The organism is Mycobacterium sp. 852002-51057_SCH5723018 (genome assembly GCF_001667035.1).
In the GTDB taxonomy this organism is placed as follows: domain Bacteria; phylum Actinomycetota; class Actinomycetes; order Mycobacteriales; family Mycobacteriaceae; genus Mycobacterium.
This window is the reverse complement of record NZ_LZIR01000111.1, coordinates 130823-145686: the sequence shown is the minus strand read 5'-3', so window position 1 is coordinate 145686 and position 14864 is coordinate 130823. Positions and strand designations below refer to the sequence as shown.

At 67.6% G+C, this 14864-nt stretch carries 15 protein-coding genes; 10 read left to right on the top strand and 5 right to left on the bottom strand.

Translation table 11 applies throughout. The annotated features are described in order from the left end of the window. Positions 1-27 precede the first annotated feature (27 nt). From A5764_RS22955 to A5764_RS22945, 3 genes are read left to right on the top strand one after another with little or no spacing between them, the layout of a single operon-like run. Positions 28-1176, top strand: a complete 1149-nt coding sequence (locus A5764_RS22955) for a uroporphyrinogen-III synthase (protein ID WP_067117661.1) — start codon at positions 28-30, stop codon at positions 1174-1176. Continuing rightward, positions 1167-1952, top strand: coding sequence for a sirohydrochlorin chelatase (locus tag A5764_RS22950; protein ID WP_067117658.1), 786 nt, complete (start codon positions 1167-1169; stop codon positions 1950-1952). Before A5764_RS22955 ends, A5764_RS22950 begins: the two co-directional genes overlap by 10 nt. A gap of 24 nt (positions 1953-1976) precedes the next feature. After that, a complete protein-coding gene (locus tag A5764_RS22945) occupies positions 1977-2429 on the top strand; it encodes a hypothetical protein (protein ID WP_067117656.1) in 453 nt (150 codons plus the stop codon). On the opposite strand, the gene nirD is transcribed toward A5764_RS22945, so the two are convergent. Together nirD and nirB are read right to left on the bottom strand one after the other, a co-directional pair. Then, a complete protein-coding gene (gene nirD, locus A5764_RS22940; RefSeq protein ID WP_067117653.1) occupies positions 2419-2793 on the bottom strand; it encodes a nitrite reductase small subunit NirD in 375 nt (124 codons plus the stop codon). The genes A5764_RS22945 and nirD overlap by 11 nt on opposite strands. A gap of 2 nt (positions 2794-2795) precedes the next feature. Continuing rightward, the gene (nirB, locus tag A5764_RS22935; protein WP_082951852.1) at positions 2796-5384 is read right to left on the bottom strand and encodes a nitrite reductase large subunit NirB; all 2589 of its coding nucleotides are present in this window, start codon (positions 5382-5384) and stop codon (positions 2796-2798) included. Positions 5385-5598: 214 nt separating this feature from the next. On the opposite strand from nirB, the gene A5764_RS22930 reads away from it, so the two are divergent. Continuing rightward, positions 5599-6039, top strand: a complete 441-nt coding sequence (locus tag A5764_RS22930) for an Hsp20/alpha crystallin family protein (protein WP_067117651.1) — start codon at positions 5599-5601, stop codon at positions 6037-6039. Between the two features lie 70 nt (positions 6040-6109). Here A5764_RS22930 and A5764_RS22925 read toward each other — a convergent pair whose 3' ends face one another. Further along, positions 6110-6868, bottom strand: a complete 759-nt coding sequence (locus A5764_RS22925) for an isocitrate lyase/phosphoenolpyruvate mutase family protein (RefSeq protein ID WP_067117648.1) — start codon at positions 6866-6868, stop codon at positions 6110-6112. 113 nt (positions 6869-6981) lie between these two features. On the opposite strand from A5764_RS22925, the gene A5764_RS22920 reads away from it, so the two are divergent. From A5764_RS22920 to A5764_RS28545, 5 genes are all read left to right on the top strand, one after another. Then, positions 6982-7287 carry a hypothetical protein gene (locus tag A5764_RS22920; RefSeq protein ID WP_067117645.1) on the top strand — a complete coding sequence of 102 codons (306 nt, stop codon included), beginning with the start codon at positions 6982-6984 and terminating at the stop codon, positions 7285-7287. A 79-nt stretch (positions 7288-7366) separates the two neighbouring features. Beyond that, positions 7367-8188, top strand: coding sequence for a hypothetical protein (locus A5764_RS22915; protein WP_067117641.1), 822 nt, complete (start codon positions 7367-7369; stop codon positions 8186-8188). Between the two features lie 42 nt (positions 8189-8230). Next, complete coding sequence (locus A5764_RS22910; RefSeq protein ID WP_067117638.1) at positions 8231-10159, top strand: fumarate reductase/succinate dehydrogenase flavoprotein subunit; 1929 nt, start codon at positions 8231-8233, stop codon at positions 10157-10159. Then, positions 10160-10906 carry a succinate dehydrogenase/fumarate reductase iron-sulfur subunit gene (locus A5764_RS22905; protein ID WP_067117636.1) on the top strand — a complete coding sequence of 249 codons (747 nt, stop codon included), beginning with the start codon at positions 10160-10162 and terminating at the stop codon, positions 10904-10906. It begins immediately after the preceding gene. Between the two features lie 29 nt (positions 10907-10935). Continuing rightward, positions 10936-11091 (top strand): hypothetical protein, encoded by a 156-nt coding sequence (locus A5764_RS28545; protein WP_156664820.1) that lies wholly within the window; start codon positions 10936-10938, stop codon positions 11089-11091. Between the two features lie 31 nt (positions 11092-11122). Here A5764_RS28545 and A5764_RS22900 read toward each other — a convergent pair whose 3' ends face one another. Together A5764_RS22900 and A5764_RS22895 are read right to left on the bottom strand one after the other, a co-directional pair. After that, positions 11123-11611 carry a flavin reductase family protein gene (locus tag A5764_RS22900; protein WP_067117633.1) on the bottom strand — a complete coding sequence of 163 codons (489 nt, stop codon included), beginning with the start codon at positions 11609-11611 and terminating at the stop codon, positions 11123-11125. A 50-nt stretch (positions 11612-11661) separates the two neighbouring features. Then, the gene (locus A5764_RS22895; RefSeq protein ID WP_067117630.1) at positions 11662-12678 is read right to left on the bottom strand and encodes an isopenicillin N synthase family oxygenase; all 1017 of its coding nucleotides are present in this window, start codon (positions 12676-12678) and stop codon (positions 11662-11664) included. 201 nt (positions 12679-12879) lie between these two features. Here A5764_RS22895 and A5764_RS22890 point away from each other — a divergent pair, with 201 nt between their 5' ends. Next, positions 12880-14715 (top strand): acyl-CoA dehydrogenase, encoded by a 1836-nt coding sequence (locus A5764_RS22890; RefSeq protein WP_067117628.1) that lies wholly within the window; start codon positions 12880-12882, stop codon positions 14713-14715. Positions 14716-14864: the final 149 nt, after the last annotated feature.

Genomic DNA, 14864 nt, shown 5'->3' with positions numbered 1-14864 from the left:
GAAACGTCCCAGGCATACACAGGTCATATGGCCCAACCGAAATCGGCGCCGCTGACCGGCTACCGGGTTGCGGTTACCTCCGCACGGCGCGCCGAAGAGCTGTGCGCGCTGCTGAGCCGGCAGGGCGCCGAGGTCTGCAGCGCCCCGGCGATCAACATGATCGCGCTGCCCGACGATGACGAATTACACCGCCACACAGAGGCTTTGATCGCCGAGCCGCCCGACATTCTGGTCGTGCACACCGGCATCGGCTTCCGCGGCTGGCTGGCCGCGGCCGAGGGCTGGGGGCTGTCCAACCAGCTCGTCACGGCGTTGTCGAAGTCCCGGATCGTCTCCCGCGGACCGAAGGGCACCGGCGCGGTGCGCGCCGCCGGCCTGCACGAGGAATGGTCCCCTGAGTCCGAATCCTCACAGGAGGTGCTGGAATACCTGCTCGACTCGGGCATATCCGGCATGCGCGTGGCCATCCAGCTGCACGGTGCCGCCGACGCCTGGGACCCGTTCCCCGAATTCATCGGCGGCTTGCGTTTTGCGGGCGCCGACGTGGTGCCGATCCGGGTGTACCGGTGGAAGCCAACGCCATTGGGCGGCGATTTCGATCAGCTGGTCACCGGGATCGCCCGACGCCAATTCGACGCGGTGACCTTCACGTCGGCCCCCGCGGCGGCGGCGGTGCTGGAACGCAGCCGCGACCTCAGCGTCGAGGACCAGGTGCTGCAAGCGTTGCGCACCGATGTGCACGCGATGTGCGTGGGCCCGGTGACCTCCAAGCCGCTGATCCGCAAGGGCGTCCCGACGTCGTCGCCGGAGCGAATGCGCCTGGGCGCCTTGGCCCGCCACATCGCCGAGGAGCTGCCGCTGCTCGGGTCATGCACGGTGAGTGCCGCCGGCCACGCGGTCGACATCCGCGGCACCTGTGTGCTGGTGGACGGTTCGATCAAGCTGCTGTCGCCGTCCGGCATGGCGATACTGCGTGCGCTGGCGCAGCGACCGGGCGACGTCGTGGCGCGCAACGACCTGTTGCGGGTGCTGCCCGGAAACAGCAACGACCCGCACGCCGTCGACACGGCGGTGCTGCGGCTGCGAACCGCGTTGGGCGACAAGAACATCATCGCGACGGTGGTCAAGCGCGGCTACCGGCTCGCCATCGACGACCAGGGCGGCCGATGGACCTGATCCTGGCCGCGCACGGCACCCGCAGGCCGGGTGGTGTCGCAATGATCGGAGAACTGGCGGCGCGGGTGAGCGCGCTGCTTGACCGTCGGGTGCAGGTCGCGTTCGTCGACGTGTTGGGGCCTACCCCCAGCGAGGTGCTGTCGCAGGCGGCGGCCAGCGGGCGCCCCGCGATCGTGGTGCCGGCGTTCCTGTCGCGTGGCTACCACGTGCGCAGCGACCTGCCCGCCCACATCGCGGCCAGCGGGCACCCCCATGTCGTCGCCACCCCCGCGCTGGGGCCCAGCGGGGAGATCGCGCGGATCGTCACCGATCAGCTCACGAAATGTGGTTGGCGCCTGGATGATTCGGTGATCCTCGCGGCCGCGGGCACGACGGACTCTTGCGCGCGTGCCGACCTTCATGTCGCCGCGACGACGCTGTCCGCGCTGGTCGGGTCGCGGGTGCGGCTGGCCTTCGCGGCCACCGGCGACCCACACGTCGACGACGCCGTCGCCGCCGCCCGGCCCGGCGGCGCGCGCCGCGTCGTGGTGGCCTCGTACCTGCTGGCCGACGGCCTGTTTCAAGAACGCCTGCATACCAGCGGCGCCGACCTGGTCAGCCGGCCGCTGGGTACCCACCCCGGCCTGGCCCGGCTTGTCGCGAACCGATTCCGCAGGGCCGCGCCGGGGCTGGTGCCGGTGTCAACGCGGCACGCGACGCGTCGGCTGGGCCTGCATCGGGGCCTGCTTCGGGCTCACCGACCCCACACGCCGATGCCCGCGACGCTTGATATTTGATCGCATTCCGGCGATCCTGGCAGCATGCCGCGTCGCGAAGAGCCCTCGCGTGGGCTGCTCGATCCGGTGGCGAAGATGCTGCGGTTGCCCTTCGGCACACCGGAGTTCGTCGATCGGATCGTGACCGGAGGCGCCAACCAGGTGGGCCGCCGGACGTTGCGCATGCTGATCACCACGTGGGACGCGGCCGGCGGCGGACCCTTCGCCGCGAGCGCGGTCGCGTCCACGGGGATGGCCAAGACCGCCGAAATCGTCGAGGGCATGTTCATCGGCCCGGTTTTCGGGCCGATCCTGAGAGTCCTGGGCGCCGACAAGGTCGCGGTGCGGGCGTCGCTGTGCGCGTCTCAGCTGGTGGGGCTGGGCATCATGCGCTACGGCATACGCTCCGAGCCGCTGCATTCTATGTCGGTGGACGCGATCGTCGACGCGATCGGCCCGACGATGCAGCGCTACCTGGTCGGTGACATCACGCGCTGATCGCCATCGGCGTCGCCATCCGGCCGATCTGGATGTCGCCCTCGCGCGTCACCCGCACCTGGAACACCGGCACCGAGAACCGCGGGTCGTCCAGGCACGAGCCGTCGTCGAACGCGAAAGCCTGCTTCAGGATGGGGGATTGGACCGTGGCACGGCCTTGGCGGTCCCCGACGATCCCGCGCGAGAGCACCGCCGCCCCGGAAAAGGGATCGACGTTGCCGATGGCGTGTACCGACCCGTCGTCCAGCCGGAACAGCGCGGCCTGGGTGCCGTCGTCAAGCAACACCCCGACGCCACGACCCGGGATGAGGCGGTCGTACGCGCACGCGGTCGTCCACACCTGAACGTCGTTGAGAATTGTCATGATTACCTTCCAATTCCTCCGGGGGTTTCCTCGCGGACCCGCGGCATGCCAATGGGCACAGGCACTTTGCGCCCGGCTCGTTCGGTGAAGGTCACCGTCGAGTCGACCGCGTCCGGGGCGTTGACGAACGAGACGAACCGCGACAGCTTGTCGGGGTCGTCCAGCACGCCCTTCCATTCGCACTTGTAGTTCTGCACGTGCCGCTCCATTGCGGCCTCGAATTCCTCGGCCAGGCCCAGCGAGTCCTCGCACACCACCTCGCGCACGTGATCCAGTCCGCCGTCCAGCGATTCGACCCACGGCGCGGTCCGCTGCAGCCGGTCAGCGGTGCGGATGTAGTACATGAGGAACCGGTCGACGTAGCGGACCAGCGTCTCGGTGTCCAGGTCGCTGGCCAGCAGCTGGGCGTGCTTGGGCGTCATGCCGCCGTTGCCGCCGACGTAGAGGTTCCAACCTTTTTCGGTGGCGATGACGCCCACGTCCTTGCTGCGCGCCTCGGCGCACTCGCGCGCGCAGCCCGAGACGCCGAGCTTGATCTTGTGTGGCGCACGCAGGCCCCGGTACCGCAGTTCCAGATCGATGGCCAGCTGCACCGAATCCTGCTGGCCGTAGCGACACCAGTCGCTGCCCACGCAGCTCTTCACCGTGCGCAACGCCTTGCCGTAGGCGTGCCCGGATTCCATGCCGCCCTCCACCAGCCGCTTCCAGATCTGCGGCAACTGATCCACCCGGGCGCCGAACATGTCGATCCGCTGGCCGCCGGTGATCTTGGTGTACAGCCCGAAGTCCTGCGCGATCTGGCCGATCAGAATCAGGTGCTCCGGCTTGATGTCACCGCCGGGCACCCGCGGCACCACCGAGTAGCTGCCGTTCTTTTGGATATTGGCCAGGAAGTGGTCGTTGGAATCCTGCAGCGAGGCCTGCTCACCGTCGAGGATGTGCTCGGAGCCGGTGGACGCAAGGATGGAGGCGACCACGGGTTTGCAGATGTCGCAACCCTTTCCGCTACCGAAGCGAGCCAGCAAGCCGGAGAATGTCCGGATCTCGGTGGCGGTGATGATCTCGAACAGCTCCGCGCGCGACTGGCTGAAGTGCTCGCACAGCGCCTTGGACTGCTCGACGCCCTCGGCTTCCAGCAGCTGCTTGAGCAGCGGCACGCAGGAGCCACACGAGGTGCCGGCCGCCGTGCACGACTTGAGCGCGGGAACGTCGGCACAGCCGCCCGTGATCGCGCCCTTCAGGTCGCCCTTGGTGACGTTGTTGCACGAGCAGATCTGCGCCGAATCCGGCAGCGCCCCAATGCCCAAGGCCGACCCGCCACCGGAGGAGGCCGGAGCGATCAGCGCGAGCGGATCCCCCGGCAGTTCGCTGCCGACCATCGGCCGCAACACCCCGTACGACGAGGCATCGCCCACCAGCACCCCGCCCAGCAGCGTCTTGGCGTCATCGGACAGGACCAGCTTGGCGTAGGTCCGGTTCACCGCGTCGTTGACAGCGACCTCGAGACAGTTCTCGGTCGTCCCCATCGCGTCACCGAAGCTCGCGACGTCGACGCCGAGCAGCTTGAGCTTGGTCGACAGGTCCGCCTCCGGAAACTCCGCGGCACCGTCCAGCAGCCGATCCGCCACCACCTCGGCAGAGGTATACCCCGGCCCGACCAGGCCGTAGCACCGCCCGTCGATCGCCGCCACCTCGCCGGCCGCGTAGATGTCGGGATCGCTTGTGCGGCAGGATAAGTCGGTGAGCACGCCGCCCCGCTCGGCGCGGGCCAATCCGGCGGACGCAGCGAGCTCGTCACGCGGCCGGATGCCGGCCGCGAAGATCACCAGGCCGGCGTCGATGACGTCCCCGTCGGTGAGGCGCACCCGCACCGACGCCGAGCCGTCGGAATGCTCAACGGTTTCGATCGATTCGGTGCCCGTCCCGACGTGCACCGCGATGCCCAGCTCGGTGATCATCCTGGCCAGCAGGGCGCCCCCCGCCTCGTCGATCTGCTGGGCCATCAAACGGGGCATCATCTCGATGACGTGCGTCTGCAACCCGAACTGGCGCAGCGCATTAGCGGCTTCGAGCCCGAGCAGGCCGCCGCCGATGACCACCGCCTGGGTGACGTGGCCGGCGTCCGCCGCGCGCCGCGCGTCGGCGCGAATGGCGTCGAGGTCGTCGAGGGTGCGGTACACGTGGCACTGCGGAAGGTCATGGCCGGGCACCGGTGGGACGAAGGCGTAGGACCCGGTGGCCAGCACCAGCGCGTCATAGCTGTGCCGTTGGCCGTCCGCGGTCACCACAGACTTTGTCGCGCGGTCGATTTCGGTGACGCGCGTACCCAGCAGCAGCTGAACCCGCTCGTCACCGGCGTAGTCGTTGCCGGGCAGCGCCAGCAGCGCCCGGTCCCAGCTCTCGGTGTAGGAGGTCAGGCCCACGCGGTCGTAGGCGGCGTCGGCCTCCTCGGCCAAAACCGTGATGCGCCAAGTTCCTTCGGTGTCGCGGGCAAGCAGCGCCTCGACCAGTCGGTGGCCGACCATGCCGTGCCCGACCACGATGACGTGACGGGCGGCACGGTGCGCGCGCGCACTTCCGGATGGAGCCATGCCACGAGGGTAGGGGCCCGAAATTACCGCGAAATCGCGCAATGTGACGCCCACATGACGGCGGCCTCACACCTCACAGGGGCCGCTGTGAAGCTGTTCGCTGCCGGCGAACAGCCAGGTGGAACTTTAGCGTGATCGACTCATGTTTGTAGAAATAGCCGGCCGGCAAGGCGCCGGTCACAGCAAACTCACAAGGAAGCGTAAGGAGATATCCATGAGCAACCTCGCATTGTGGTCGCGACCGGCCTGGGACACCGAACGGTGGCTGCGCGACTTCTTCGGCCCCGCCGCCGCGGCGGATTGGTTCAAGCCGGTGAACAGCGGTTTCACCCCGGCCGCCGAAATCGTCAAGGACGGCGACGACGCGGTGGTCCGCCTGGAACTGCCCGGTGTTGACGTCGAGAAGGACGTGAACGTCGAGGTCGAGAACGGCCGCCTGGTAATCCACGGCGAACACCGCGAGGAGCACGCCGAGGAGCGGAACGGCCGCACCCTGCGCGAGATCCGGTACGGATCGTTCCGCCGCTCCTTCCAGCTGCCCGCGCACGTCACCGGCGAGGCGATCACAGCCAGTTACGACGCTGGTGTGTTAACGGTGCGCGTCGCCGCGGCGTACGCCGGAAGTGCGCCGCAGCGCATCGCGATCACGAAGTAGTCTCTGGCGCGAACAGACACAAAAGCCCTCGCACGCACGGCGTGTCGAGGGCTTTTGCGTCTTCTCGCCGTCAGCCCCAGCGGGCCAGCAGCTCCTTGGCTCGGGCCGAGAGCGCGTACTGCAGAAACGGCCCGAAGCTGATCCGGGCGACGCCCAGCTGGCCGAACGAGGCGGGGTCGTCCTGGTCGGGCAGCGCTATCGCGTTGACCGGCAGCGGCAGCTCAGCGGCCAAGCGCCGCAACGTTTCCGGGTCGTGCCGGCCCACCGGATACAAGACGTCGGCCCCGGCGGCGGCGGCCTCGGTCAGCCGCGACACGGCCCGTTCCAAGCGATCGGACTGGTCCCCGTCCTGGCGGAGAAAAAGATCGGTGCGCGCGTTGATCACCACGTGCACCCCGGCCGCATCGGCGGCCGACCGCAGCGCGCCAACCAGTTCGGCGTGCTCACCGGCGGATCGCAGCCGCTTGCCCTCGGAGTGCACGGTGTCTTCGATGTTGAGCCCGACGGCGCCCGCGCTCAGCAGGCCGTCGATCAGCCGCGCCGGCGGCTGCCCGTAGCCCGATTCGACGTCCACCGACACCGGGACGTCGACGGCGGCGGTGATCTGCGCGACCCGGGCCAGCAGGTCGTCGAAGGACATCCCCTCGCCGTCCGGTTTGCCGACGGAGTCGGCCACCGGATGGCTGCCCACGGTGAGCCCCGCGAACCCGGCGCCGGTGGCCAGCCGGGCCGACCACGCGTCCCACACGGTGGGCAGGATCACGGGGTTGCCCGGGAGGTGCAGCCCGAGCAGCGTCGTAGCACGATCGGCGATGGATTGACGTGACATTGGGTGTTTGCTCCCTGGCTAGCCGGGTGTGACCTGTCTGACACCAGCCGTGTCCGGTGGATACTATCGGGGGCGTACTGTGATCCGTAACACCGTGAGCCCTAGGAGATCCGTTGTCGAGCCCCACTGGCACTACTGAAATCGCCGAGCTGCACCACCTCATCGGCGGCCTGCGGCGGTGCGTGAGCTCGTTGAGGGCGCGCTACGGCGACAGCCCGGCGATGCGGCGCATCGTCATCGACGCCGACCGGATCCTGTCCGACATCGAATTGCTCGACACCGACGTCTCCGAATTGGACCTGGCGCGCGCCACGGTGCAGCAGTCCGGCGAGAAGATCGCCATTCCCGACACCCAGTACGACAGCGATTTCTGGCGCGATGTCGACGACGAAGGTGTCGGGGGTCACAGCAGGTCCTGACAACCGAGCCCCCCACAAAAAGGGGGCCTCTACTCTGTGTACCCTTCGACGAGACAGCCCGTTCGAAGAGGAACACTAGATGAGCGCACCCACGGCGAACCGTCCTGCGTCCGGCGTTTTCTCGGCCACCCGCGCGCAAATACCCGAACGGACACTGCGCACCGACCGCTGGTGGGTACCGCCGCTGGTGACCAACCTCGGTCTATCGGCGTTCATCCTCTACGCCACCGCCCGGGCCTTCTGGGGCAGCAGCTATTGGGTGGACAAATACCATTACCTGACGCCGTTCTATTCGCCGTGCGTGAGCGCCTCGTGCGAGCCGGGCGCCAGCCACCTCGGCGTGTGGTTCGGTCACTTCCCGTGGTGGATTCCGTTGGGAATGCTGGTATTACCGTTCCTGCTCGGCTTCCGGATCACCTGCTACTACTACCGCAAGGCCTACTACCGCTCGGTGTGGCAGTCGCCGACCGGCTGCGCGGTGCCCGAACCGCGCGAGCATTACACCGGCGAAACCCGGCTTCCGCTGATCATTCAGAACAGCCACCGCTACTTCTTCTACGTCGCGGTCGTGGTGTCGCTCATCAACACTTATGACGCGATCATGGCTTTCCATTCGCCGTCCGGGTTCGGATTCGGTTTGGGCAACGTCATTTTGGTGGCCAACGTGCTATTGCTCTGGGCCTACACCGTTTCCTGCCATTCGTGCCGGCATGTCACCGGCGGCCGGCTCAAGCATTTCTCCAAACACCCGGTGCGCTATTGGATCTGGACCCAGGTGAGCAAGCTGAATACCCGGCACATGATGTTTGCCTGGATCACGCTGGGGACGCTGGCGCTCACCGACTTCTACATCATGCTGGTCGCCAGCGGCACCGTAACAGACTTCAGATTTATTGGCTGAGAAGCCATTTCACAAATACCAGATTAGGCTGAGTGAGGTTCCATGGTTGAGGTCGAACGGCACTCCTACGACGTAGTCGTGATCGGTGCCGGCGGCGCGGGGCTGCGTGCGGTCATCGAGGCGCGGGAACGCGGCCTGCGGGTGGCGGTGGTGTGCAAGTCTCTGTTCGGTAAGGCCCACACGGTGATGGCCGAGGGCGGGTGCGCCGCCTCGATGGGCAACACCAACCCGAAAGACAACTGGAAGACCCACTTCGGCGACACGATGCGCGGTGGGAAATTCCTCAACAACTGGCGGATGGCCGAGCTGCACGCCAAGGAGGCACCGGACCGGGTCTGGGAGCTGGAGACCTACGGCGCGCTGTTCGACCGCACCAAAGACGGAAAGATCAGCCAGCGCAACTTCGGCGGGCACACCTATCCGCGGCTGGCCCACGTCGGCGACCGCACCGGCCTGGAGCTGATCCGCACCATGCAGCAGAAGATCGTCTCGCTGCAGCAGGAGGACCACGCCGAACTCGGCGACTACGAGGCGCGGATCAAGGTGTTCGCCGAATGCACGATCACCGAGCTGCTCAAGGATGGCGACTCGATCGCCGGGGCGTTCGGCTATTGGCGCGAGAGCGGCCGGTTCGTCGTGTTCGAGGCGCCGGCGGTGGTGTTGGCCACCGGCGGCATCGGCAAGTCGTTCAAGGTGACCTCGAACTCCTGGGAGTACACCGGTGACGGGCACGCGCTGGCGTTGCGGGCCGGCGCGTCGCTGATCAACATGGAGTTCGTCCAGTTCCACCCGACGGGCATGGTGTGGCCGCCGAGCGTGAAAGGGATCCTGGTCACCGAGGGCGTCCGCGGCGACGGGGGGGTGCTGAAGAATTCCGACGGCAAGCGGTTCATGTTCGAGTACATCCCGCCGGTGTTCAAGGGTCAGTACGCCGAAACCGAGCAAGAGGCCGACCAGTGGCTCAAGGACAACGACTCGGCCCGCCGCACCCCGGACCTGCTGCCGCGCGACGAGGTCGCGCGTGCGATCAACTCTGAGGTCAAGGCCGGCCGTGGCAGCCCGCACGGCGGCGTCTTCCTCGACATCGCGTCGCGGCTGGCGCCGGCCGAGATCAACCGGCGCCTGCCGTCGATGTACCACCAGTTCAAGGAGCTGGCCGGGGTCGACATCACCAAGGAGCCAATGGAAGTCGGGCCCACCTGCCACTACGTGATGGGTGGCGTGGAGGTCGACGCCGACACCGGCGCGGCCACGGTCCCCGGCCTCTTCGCCGCCGGTGAGTGCTCCGGCGGCATGCACGGGTCCAACCGGCTCGGCGGCAACTCGCTGTCGGACCTGCTGGTGTTCGGCCGGCGCGCCGGCCTGGGCGCCGCGGATTACGTGCGGGCCCTGAGCAGCCGCCCGTCGGTCGCCCAGGACGCCGTCGACACGGCAGCGAAGCGGGCGCTGGCCCCGTTCGAGGGACCGACCAACGGCGCCGCCGCCGAGAACCCGTACACCCTGCAGCTGGAGCTGCAGGACTCGATGAACGAGCTGGTCGGCATCATCCGCAAGTCGGAGGAAATCACCGAGGCGCTCGAGCGGCTGGGCAAACTTCGCGAGCGGTTCAACAACATGCATGTCGAGGGGCATCGCCAGTACAACCCGGGCTGGAACCTGGCCATCGACCTGCGCAACATGCTGCTGGTCAGCGAGTGCGTGGCCAAGGCCGCGCTGGAGCGCACCGAGAGCCGCGGCGGGCACACCCGCGACGATCACCCGTCGATGGACTCGTCATGGCGCAAACTGTTGCTGGTCTGCCGGGCGGCCGGCGGTGACGACGTGATCCCCGACATCTCCATCACCCGTAAAGAGCAGGTGCCGATGCGGCAGGACCTGCTCGAGCTCTTCGAGATCTCCGAGCTGGAGAAGTACTACACCGACGAGGAACTGGCCGGCCATCCCGGGCGGACCCCAAGGACGGAGAAGTAAATGGCCTACAACGCGACCATGCGGGTGTGGCGCGGCGACGACGCCGGCGGCGAGCTGCAGGACTTCACCGTTGAGGTCAACGAGGGCGAGGTGGTGCTCGACATCATCCACCGCCTGCAGCAGACGCAGACGCCAGACCTCGCCGTGCGGTGGAACTGCAAGGCGGGCAAGTGCGGATCGTGCTCGGCGGAGGTCAACGGCTATCCCCGGCTGATGTGCATGACCCGGATGTCGACGTTTGCCGAGGACGAGGTCGTGACCGTCACGCCGCTGCGGACCTTCCCGGTGATTCGCGACCTGGTCACCGACGTCTCGTTCAACTACGAAAAGGCCCGCGAGATACCGTCGTTCGCGCCGCCCAAGGAACTGCAGCCCGGGGAGTACCGGATGGCGCAGGTCGACGTCCAGCGCTCGCAGGAGTTCCGCAAGTGCATCGAATGCTTCCTGTGCCAGAACGTCTGCCACGTGGTCCGCGACCACGAGGAGAACAAGCACGCGTTCGCCGGCCCGCGCTACCTGATGCGGATCGCCGAGCTGGAAATGCACCCGCTGGACACGCTGGACCGGCGCAACCAGGCGCAGGAAGAGCACGGCCTGGGCTACTGCAACATCACCAAGTGCTGCACCGAGGTGTGCCCGGAAAACATCAAGATCACCGACAACGCGCTGATCCCGATGAAAGAACGGGTCGTCGACCGCAAGTACGACCCGGTGGTGTGGCTGGGCAACAAGCTGTTTCGCCGTTAACCTCCGGCGGCATCGGGTACCCGCTTCCTATGCGAGGAACCACCAGCGTCAACGAGATTCGAACCGCGATCCGTGAGTTGTCGGTCCGCGCCGAGCTCGCGCACAAGGAGGGCCGGCACGAGGACGCCGCCGAAATCGAGCGGCGCGTCGCCGGCTACCGGGAAGAGCTCAGCCACCGCCCGTAGCCGACGAGCCTGCGCCCGGCGCGCGCGCCCGCTATGCCCCAAGCCGGCGGAATGTGCTGCGGTGGAACACAATGGGCGCCACCGCGGCGTCCACGGTCACCTCGTTGACCCGCAAGACCACGATGGTGTGGTCACCGGCCGGTATCAGTTGCTCGATCGCGCTCTCCAGCCACAGGCCGGTGCCCTTGATGAAGACCGCACCGCTGGAGCGGGACAGCGTCTCCAGACCGGCGAACCGGTCGCCGGTCTTGGCGGCCAGCGTGCGCGCGGCGGCGTCGTGCGCCTCGCCGAGCACGCTGATGCCCAGCATCGGGACGCCCTTGAGCTTGGGCCACGTCGTCGACGTGTTCTGCACGCAGAAAGACACCAGCGGCGGCTCGAGCGAGACGGGGACGAAGGTGCTGGCGGCCAAGCCTTCCCGGATCCCCTCGACCTCGGCGGCGATGGCCACCACGCCGGAGGGAAAGTGGCCGAAGGCCTCACGAAGAGTGGACGGTGTCAGCTTGTTCGTCGAGTTCACCTGACCTCATTCGCCCCTGAAAAGTCGAAGACGGTTTCTCCTGCCCGACCCTACCGGGCGGGCGCCGCGCCGTCGCCATCACCAGCCGAGTACCCATGCGCCGCGGCCACATCCGGGTGGGCCCGTAACCTGCTCTTCCACGCGTTGCGGCCGTAGACCGAAAAGATCGGGTCCGACGGGTCATGCCTCGAAGACGCCAGTGCCGCTAATTCCGTGGGCAGTGACAGCATCGGGATCTGCGCGTCCAGGCGCGGATTGAAGAAGTAGGGTACCGAAATCCGCTCCCCCGACGCGCCGTTCAGATTCACCCGGTGTTCGGTGGCCCGCAGGTAGCCGCCGGTCGCCACCTCGAGCAGTTCTCCGATGTTGACGATGAAGGCGCCCGGGAGCGGCGGCACGTCGACCCAGTCGCCCCCGGCCGGCCGCACCTGCAGGCCGCGGCTGCCCGGCTCGGCCAACAGCAGCGTGAGCACGCCGGCGTCGCGGTGCGCTCCCACGCCCTGCGGGCTGGCCGCGCTGGAAGGGTACCGGATGATCTTGATCAGCGTGGCGGGCGTCCCGGCGAAGGCGGCGTCGAACACGTCCGGTGGGCTGCCCAGGGAGGCGGCCCAGTGCCGGAGCAGGGTGCGGGCCACCGAGGCCAGCGCGGCGTCCCACTCCTCGACGATCCGCGGCAATTCGGGCAGGGCCGCCGGCCATTGATTGGGGCCCTGCAGCCACAGGTAGTCCGGTCGGCCCGGCCCGCCGATCGGGGGGCGTTCGGGTCCGATGTCGATCTGCTCGCGCCAGTCCACCCGGCCTTGCGTCAACTCCCCGCCCAGCCGGGTGTAGCCGCGGAAGTGCGGGCTGCGCACCATCGCGACTGCGTCCTTGTCGGCCTGCGGCAGCTCGAACAGCCGGCGGGCCGCCCCGAGCACGCGGCGGGCGAGCTCGGCCGGCACCCCGTGGCCCGTCAGGTAGAAGAAGCCCACCTCGTGCGCGGCCTCGCGCAGGCCGTCGAGCAGCGGCCCCGGTTGTGACCGAAGGTTCACCACGGGCAGGGCAGTGACGCGCCCCACGTCCGTCATCGATTCATCATCTCCGCAGGTCAAAGCTCTGTCGGTGGCCCGAAGCGGCCCTTCCCAACCGGTTGGTTAATTAGATGGTGAAATCTAGCTCACACTCGCTTGCGCAGGGCCATCCAACGGATATATTTTAGGGTAGTTACTGGTGGGTAACTTAGACCTAGTACCCAACCACAAGTGGCATTCTCAACGAGGAGGAACTCAGTGAGCCACTACAAGAGCAACGTCCGCGACCAGGTGTTCAACCTGTTCGAAGTCTTCGGCGTTGACAAGGCCCTGGGCCAGGGCGAGTACAGCGACCTCGACGTCGAAACCGCCCAGGAAATGCTGACCGAGATCAGCCGGCTGGCCGAGGGCCCGGTCGCGGAGTCGTTCACCGATAGCGACCGCAACCCGCCGGTTTTCGACCCGAAGACCCACGCGGTGACGCTGCCGGAGCCTTTCAAGGATTCCGTCAAGGCGGTGCAGGAGGCCGGCTGGGACAAGGTCGGCATCGACGAGGCCCTGGGCGGCATGCCGATGCCCAAGGTCCTGGTGTGGGCGCTGCACGAGCACATCCTCGGCGCCAACCCGGCGGTGTGGATGTACGGCGGCGGCGCCGGTTTCGCCAACATCCTCTACCACCTCGGCACCGAGGAGCAGCGCAAGTGGGCCGTCCTCGCCGCCGAGCGCGGCTGGGGCTCGACCATGGTGCTCACCGAGCCGGACGCCGGTTCGGATGTCGGCGCCGGCCGGACCAAGGCGATCAGGCAGGACGACGGCTCCTGGCATATCGACGGCGTGAAGCGGTTCATCACCTCGGGTGATTCCGGTGACCTGTTCGAGAACATCTTCCACTTGGTGCTGGCCCGCCCCGAGGGCGCCGGCCCGGGCACCAAGGGACTGTCGCTGTTCTTCGTGCCCAAGTTCCTGTTCGACTTCGAGTCCGGCGAGCTGGGCGAGCGCAACGGCGTGTTCGTGACCAACGTCGAGCACAAGATGGGCCTCAAGGTCTCGGCGACCTGTGAGCTGTCGTTCGGCCAGCACGGCGTGCCCGCCAAGGGCTGGCTGGTCGGCGAGGTGCACAACGGCATCGCGCAGATGTTCGAGGTCATCGAGCAGGCCCGGATGATGGTGGGCACCAAGGCGATCGCCACCCTGTCCACCGGCTACCTCAACGCGCTGGAGTACGCCAAGTCGCGCGTGCAGGGCGCGGACATGACGCAGATGACCGACAAGACCGCGCCGCGGGTGACCATCACGCACCACCCCGACGTACGCCGGTCGCTGATGACCCAGAAGGCCTACGCCGAGGGTCTGCGCGCGCTGTACCTCTACACCTCGACCTACCAGGACGCCGCGGTGGCCGAGGCGCTCCACGGCGTGGACGCGAACCTGGCCGTCAAGGTCAACGACCTGATGCTGCCGGTGGTCAAGGGTGTGGGCTCCGAGCAGGCGTACGCCAAGCTGACCGAGAGCCTGCAGACGCTGGGCGGTTCGGGCTTCCTGCAGGACTACCCGATCGAGCAGTACATCCGCGACTCCAAGATCGACTCGCTCTACGAGGGCACCACCGCCATCCAGGCGCAGGACTTCTTCTTCCGCAAGATCGTCCGCGACAAGGGTGTGGCGCTGGCCCACGTGTCGGGCCAGATCCAGGAGTTCGTCAACAGCGAGTCCGGAAACGGGCGGCTGAAGACCGAGCGCGAGCTGCTGGGCAAGGCGCTGGCCGACGTGCAGGCGATGGCGGCCACGCTGACCGGCTACCTGATGGCCGCCCAGGAGGACGTCACCAGCCTCTACAAGGTGGGCCTGGGCTCGGTGCGCTTCCTGATGAGCGTCGGCGACCTGGTCATCGGCTGGCTGCTGCAGCGCCAGGCCGCCGTGGCCGTGGCCGCGCTCGACGCCGGCGCCAGCGGCGCCGAGCGGTCCTTCTACGAGGGCAAGATCGCGGTCGCGTCGTTCTTCGCCAAGAACTTCCTGCCGCTGCTGGCCAGCACCCGCGAGGTGCTCGAGACCCTGGACAACGAGATCATGGAGCTCGACGAGGCCGCTTTCTAAAAGAGGTCAGACACCTCAGACACCAAGGTCCCCCGCTTCCACGCTGAAGCGGGGGACCTTGTGTCGGTGGGGTGAGAGATACCAAAAAGACCGCCGCTGGATCCCCTCATTCCAGCGGCGGCCCTTTTCGTACGCCCGGCGCTATCTTC